At 60.9% G+C, this 4,682-nt stretch carries 4 protein-coding genes; all 4 read right to left on the reverse strand.

Features of this window, described 5'->3' with window-relative positions:
- Window positions 1-85 precede the first annotated feature (85 nt).
- Genes B3520_RS02530 through B3520_RS02545 form a run of 4 tightly spaced genes read right to left on the reverse strand, consistent with a single transcriptional unit; the run spans window position 86 to window position 4,551 of the window.
- The gene (locus B3520_RS02530; RefSeq protein ID WP_286805353.1) at window positions 86-1,618 is read right to left on the reverse strand and encodes an aldehyde dehydrogenase (NADP(+)); all 1,533 of its coding nucleotides are present in this window, start codon (window positions 1,616-1,618) and stop codon (window positions 86-88) included.
- A complete protein-coding gene (locus B3520_RS02535) occupies window positions 1,615-3,099 on the reverse strand; it encodes a tripartite tricarboxylate transporter permease (RefSeq protein WP_123638033.1) in 1,485 nt (494 codons plus the stop codon). Before B3520_RS02535 ends, B3520_RS02530 begins: the two co-directional genes overlap by 4 nt.
- Window positions 3,092-3,613 (reverse strand): tripartite tricarboxylate transporter TctB family protein, encoded by a 522-nt coding sequence (locus tag B3520_RS02540; protein ID WP_286805357.1) that lies wholly within the window; start codon window positions 3,611-3,613, stop codon window positions 3,092-3,094. Before B3520_RS02540 ends, B3520_RS02535 begins: the two co-directional genes overlap by 8 nt.
- Complete coding sequence (locus B3520_RS02545) at window positions 3,610-4,551, reverse strand: tripartite tricarboxylate transporter substrate binding protein (RefSeq protein WP_286805358.1); 942 nt, start codon at window positions 4,549-4,551, stop codon at window positions 3,610-3,612. Before B3520_RS02545 ends, B3520_RS02540 begins: the two co-directional genes overlap by 4 nt.
- Window positions 4,552-4,682 lie beyond the last annotated feature (131 nt).

The raw sequence follows: 4,682 nt of genomic DNA on the forward strand, positions 1-4,682 counted from the left end.
GCGAAGCGTAATCCGACAAGAACAGCTGTGTGGTGTCGGATCACGCTTCGCGCCAATGCGTAGGAACGTCCCGACCCATTCGACGTTAAACACCCCGAAGTTCAAGCGGCAACAGAGCCTCCGGAAAATTCTGATAACAAACCGGCCGCAGAAAACGGTTAATCGCCCGGGTGCCCACTGAAGTGGTGCGCCCGTCCGAGGTGGCGGGATAGGGACCGCCGTGCACCATGGCGCTGCACACCTCGACTCCGGTAGGAAAACCATTGATCAGCAATCGACCGGCCTTGGTTTCCAGCCGGTCGATCAGCTCGGCCGCCAATGCACTATCGGTTTGATCGGTCAAGTGCAGTCCCGCCGTCAGTTGTCCTTCCAATCCTTCGGCGATGGCCAGCATCTGTGCATCGCTGTCACATTGCACCAACAAGGCCGCTGAACCAAACACTTCTGATTGAAGTTCCGGCTGTGTCAGAAACTGCTCTGCCCGCGTACCGAGCAGGGCGCTCTGACATTGGTTGGGGTTCTGAACGTCGGGCGCGCGGGCAATCAGCTCCACCCCCGGCTGCTCAGCCAGAGACGTAAGACCGGAGTTGTACGCCTGGGCGATGCCCGGGGTCAGCATGGTCTGCCCCTGGGAGCCCTGCAGCTTTTCAGTGGCCCGGACAATAAAGCGATCCAGTGCCGGGCCAGTGCGGGCAATCAGCAGGCCCGGGTTGGTGCAGAACTGCCCCGCGCCCATCTGCAGGGAATCCACATACTGTTCGGCCAGAGCCTCGGGGTCGGCTTCCAGCGCATCCGTGAGCAGAAACAGCGGGTTGATACTGCTCATTTCCGCATACACCGGGATGGGCTCCGGACGCGCGGCGGCAATGGCCATTAGGGCCGTTCCGCCCTTGCGCGATCCGGTGAACCCGACCGCTTTGATGGCCGGATGGCTTACCAGCGCGGCGCCGACGTTGTGACCGGCATCGAACAGCATGGAGAACACGCCTTCGTCCAGACCGCATTGTTGAACGGCCCGCTGAAGGGCCTGTCCGACCAGCTCCGAGGTGCCGGGGTGAGCCGGGTGGGCCTTGACGATCACCGGGCAACCGGCGGCCAGTGCCGAGGCGGTGTCACCGCCGGCGACCGAAAACGCCAGCGGGAAATTGCTCGCACCGAATACGACCACCGGGCCCACGGGAATATTGCGCGAGCGCAGGTCCGGGCGCGGCGGGGTGCGTTCCCCAAGTGCCGGATCATGCTCAATGCCGAGCCAAAGGCCTTTGCGCAGCACCTCGGCAAACAGTTTCAACTGGTTGACGGCGCGACCCCGCTCGCCTTCCAGTCTCGGCCGGGGTAAGCCGGTTTCGGCCATCGCCCGCTCGATCAGGGCGTCACCGAGTTCGAGAATGTTCTCTGCGATGGTCTCCAGAAAACGGGCGCGTGTCTCTGAGTCGGTTTTACGGTAAGGTCTGAACGCTTGCTGCGCGAGCTCGCAGGCGCGGTCGACGTCCCGCGTTTGGTTGCTGGCGTACACCGGGTCGAGGGGTGTGTTGTTGGCCGGGTCGATGGCCTGCAGAGCATCGCCCTGTCCCGCGACCCGGGTGGCACCGATAAAAGCCTGTCCGGTCAGTTTCATGTTGACACCTGTTTGCGACGAATGTGTGGGATAAGTGAAATAATCAGAATGGCCAGAGCAACCACCAGAAAGCCGGCGGCCACCGGTTGGGTCACCATGGGTAATACCTGGCCGTCGGTGAGCATCAGGGCCCGGCGCAGGTTGGTTTCCAGAATGGGTCCGAGGATAAAGCCGAGCACCATGGGGCTGAGCGGGTAGCGGTATTTTTCCAGAACAAAACCCAGCACCCCGAAAGCGAGCATTACGCCAATATCAAACGGGTTATTGTCCGCCGCGTAGGCGCCCACCACCGCCAGGACGGTAATGGCGGGCAGTAAATAGCGGCGCGGCATCAACAGCACCCGAGGGAAAATTCTCAGGGTCGCCAACTGGAACAGCAATGTCAGGGTGCAGGCAATAAAGAAAGCGGCGTAGATGATACCGACGATGTCGGGATTGTCGGTAAACAGCAGGGGGCCCGGCTGCAATCCGTGAATCATGAAGCCGCCGATGATGATGGCGGTGACTCCATCGCCGGGAATCCCCAGGGTGATCAGTGGCAGCAGCGCGCCGCCGATACTGGCATTGCCCGCCGACTCGGACGCCCAGACGCCGTCGACATTGCCTTTGCCAAAACTGTCCGGGTTTTTCGAGCTCTGGCGGGCGGTGGCGTAGGCGATCATGTTCGAGGCCGCGCCGCCGATCCCCGGCAGCACGCCAATGCCCACACCGATGCCGGATGAGCGGAACACATTGACCAGGTTGCGCCTGATTTCTTTGAGGGTGACGCCCACGCCTTTGATGGTCATATCCACCTTGGGCCGGGGTGTTTCCCGAAACAGTTCACGCAGTACCTGGGAGATCGCAAACAGGCCGATCATGAATGGTACCAGCCCGATCCCGGCCCAGAGGTTGATTTCCCCAAAAGTAAAACGCGGGGTGCCATCAATGGGCGCCATGCCCACCATGCTGAACGCCATACCCAACAGCGCGGTGATCGCGCCCTTGACCAGACTCTTGCCGGCCAGCGCGGCTACCATGGTCAGCGCCATGACCGATAGGGCAAAGTACTCGGCGGGGCCGAAATTGATCGCCAGGCGCGCCACCATCGGGGCAAACATGACCAGCACCAGCAGGCTGAACATGCCCCCGGCGTAGGAGGCGAGCATGGCGGTGCCCAAGGCTTTGACCGCCTGCCCCTGTTGGGCGAGCGGGTAGCCGTCAAAGGTGGTGGCCACCGATGAAGGGGTGCCCGGAATCCGCAGCAGAATGGCCGATACCAGTCCGCCACAGATACCACCGATATACACGGCCACCAGAGTCGCCATTCCCAGGTGAGCGTTGAAGCTGAAGGTCAGGGGCAAAATGATCGCCACCGCCATGGTGGCGTTAAGCCCGGGCAGAGCCCCAATCACCAGGCCGACGATACAGGCCAGAAACAGCACGATCAGTACCTGGGGCTGCAACAGTTCCCAGACACCGGCAGCGAACAGCTCAATCATAAAGCACTCCTTTCAATGCGTAGAGCCATTCCCCCTCGGGTAAGCTGACGTTCAGTACCGAGGCGAGCAGATAGTGAGTGGCAACGGCGACCAGAATCGCAATGAGGCAACACTGCACGCCGGCCTTCAATGACAGTCGACCGAGCAGCCAGGTACTCAGGGCAAAGAAGACCGCGGTGCTGACCGCGTAGCCTAGATTGGGCAGTACCCACGCGTAGGCGAGGACCGCGACAATGGAAAAAGCGCCGCGCCAGGGCCGAAAGGTCCCAGCGGTATCCGTTTCCTCTGCTGGTTCGCGGTCCGTCGGAGGTCTGATGAGTAGAATCAACCCCATCAGGGTCAGCAGTACGGCGATCAATCCGGGCAGCAAGGTCGGTCCCGGATCGCCCAGGGTGGGCTTCAAAGTGTCCTGCCAGAAAATGCTATACAGCAGACCGGAGCAGCCGATGGTGGCGAGGCCAAACCAGCGGTCGGTGTGCACCGCATTCAGACGCTCAGTGAAGGACCGGCTCATGGGTTCACCACTTTTTCAATAAACCGGTACTCGTCGGCCAGAAAAATGGCCGCGTCTTTGTGGTTCCGGTATTCGGGACTCTGGCGCACCTTCCTGATTGCCTCTTGATAGGCGAGGTCCTGCTGAATCCCGGCCATGATTCTGTCGAACTGATCGATGATCGGTTGCGGTAGTTCGGCCGGACCGTAAACGGCAAACACTTGTGGCAGATGCGCGGGCACTCCCTGGCTGGGGGCGGTGGGCCAATCTGGCGCGAAGGCGTCCGGGGTGTTGTTCATGACCCCGAGAATGCGCACATCGCCATTGCGCTCGAACTGTAGTGCGCTCGCAACGCTCATACTGATCAGGTCCACTTTCTCACCCAGCAGGGCGGTAATCCGTTTGGATTCGCTGCCCGAGTCCACCACCCGGAAGCCTTCGGGATACAACTGGGTCAGCGCCTGGCCCTTGATCTGGGTGGTGGCACCGAACTGTGAGCCCACGGTGATTTTGCCTTCGTGCGTGCGGGTGTAGTCGAGCAGTTCTTGCAGGGTTTTATAGGGCGCATCGGCGCGCACGGCATAGACGTCGTTGACCATGCTGAGGGTGGCCAGTGGGGTAAAGTCTTTGTATTGATAAGGTGAACGCCCAAGGGCGTGGGAGACGTGCAGGGCGGTGTGGTAGAGCAGCAGGGTGCCGCCGTTGGGTTTGGAGCGCGCGACGGAGTGCGCGGCGATGACGCCGCCACCGCCGGTCTGGTTGACGATGGCCACGGCGCTGCCGGTCACCTGCTCAAAGTGTTTGGCAAACACCCGGGCAATGGCATCGCTGGATCCACCGGGTGAAGACGGAACATAAATTTTCACCAGCTCCGCCGGGTAGTGGTCGTCTGCCTGCAGTGGCCCAGCTATCACCAGTATGGCCACCATCATCACGCAGCGGTTAATCAACCGTCGCATAGTCTCTCACCTGTTTTCCGTTGCTTGTTATTGGTTGTATGTGGTTTTAGTTTGTGAAATTTCGGTGGAATCGTAACGTCCGGGCCGGGAAGGGGGAACACCGTTTCAGGACACGCCGTAAACCCATCCCT

This window comes from Marinimicrobium sp. UBA4509 (assembly GCF_002388575.1).
Taxonomy (GTDB): Bacteria; Pseudomonadota; Gammaproteobacteria; order Pseudomonadales; family Cellvibrionaceae; genus Marinimicrobium; species Marinimicrobium koreense.

Excerpts from the sequence above, each read along its gene's own strand:
- B3520_RS02535 (WP_123638033.1), bottom strand. The coding sequence starts at position 3,099 with ATGATTGAGCTGTTCGCTGCCGGTGTCTGGGAACTGTTGCAGCCCCAG.
- B3520_RS02530 (WP_286805353.1), bottom strand. The coding sequence starts at position 1,618 with ATGAAACTGACCGGACAGGCTTTTATCGGTGCCACCCGGGTCGCGGGA.
- B3520_RS02545 (WP_286805358.1), bottom strand. The coding sequence starts at position 4,551 with ATGCGACGGTTGATTAACCGCTGCGTGATGATGGTGGCCATACTGGTG.
- B3520_RS02540 (WP_286805357.1), bottom strand. The coding sequence starts at position 3,613 with ATGAGCCGGTCCTTCACTGAGCGTCTGAATGCGGTGCACACCGACCGC.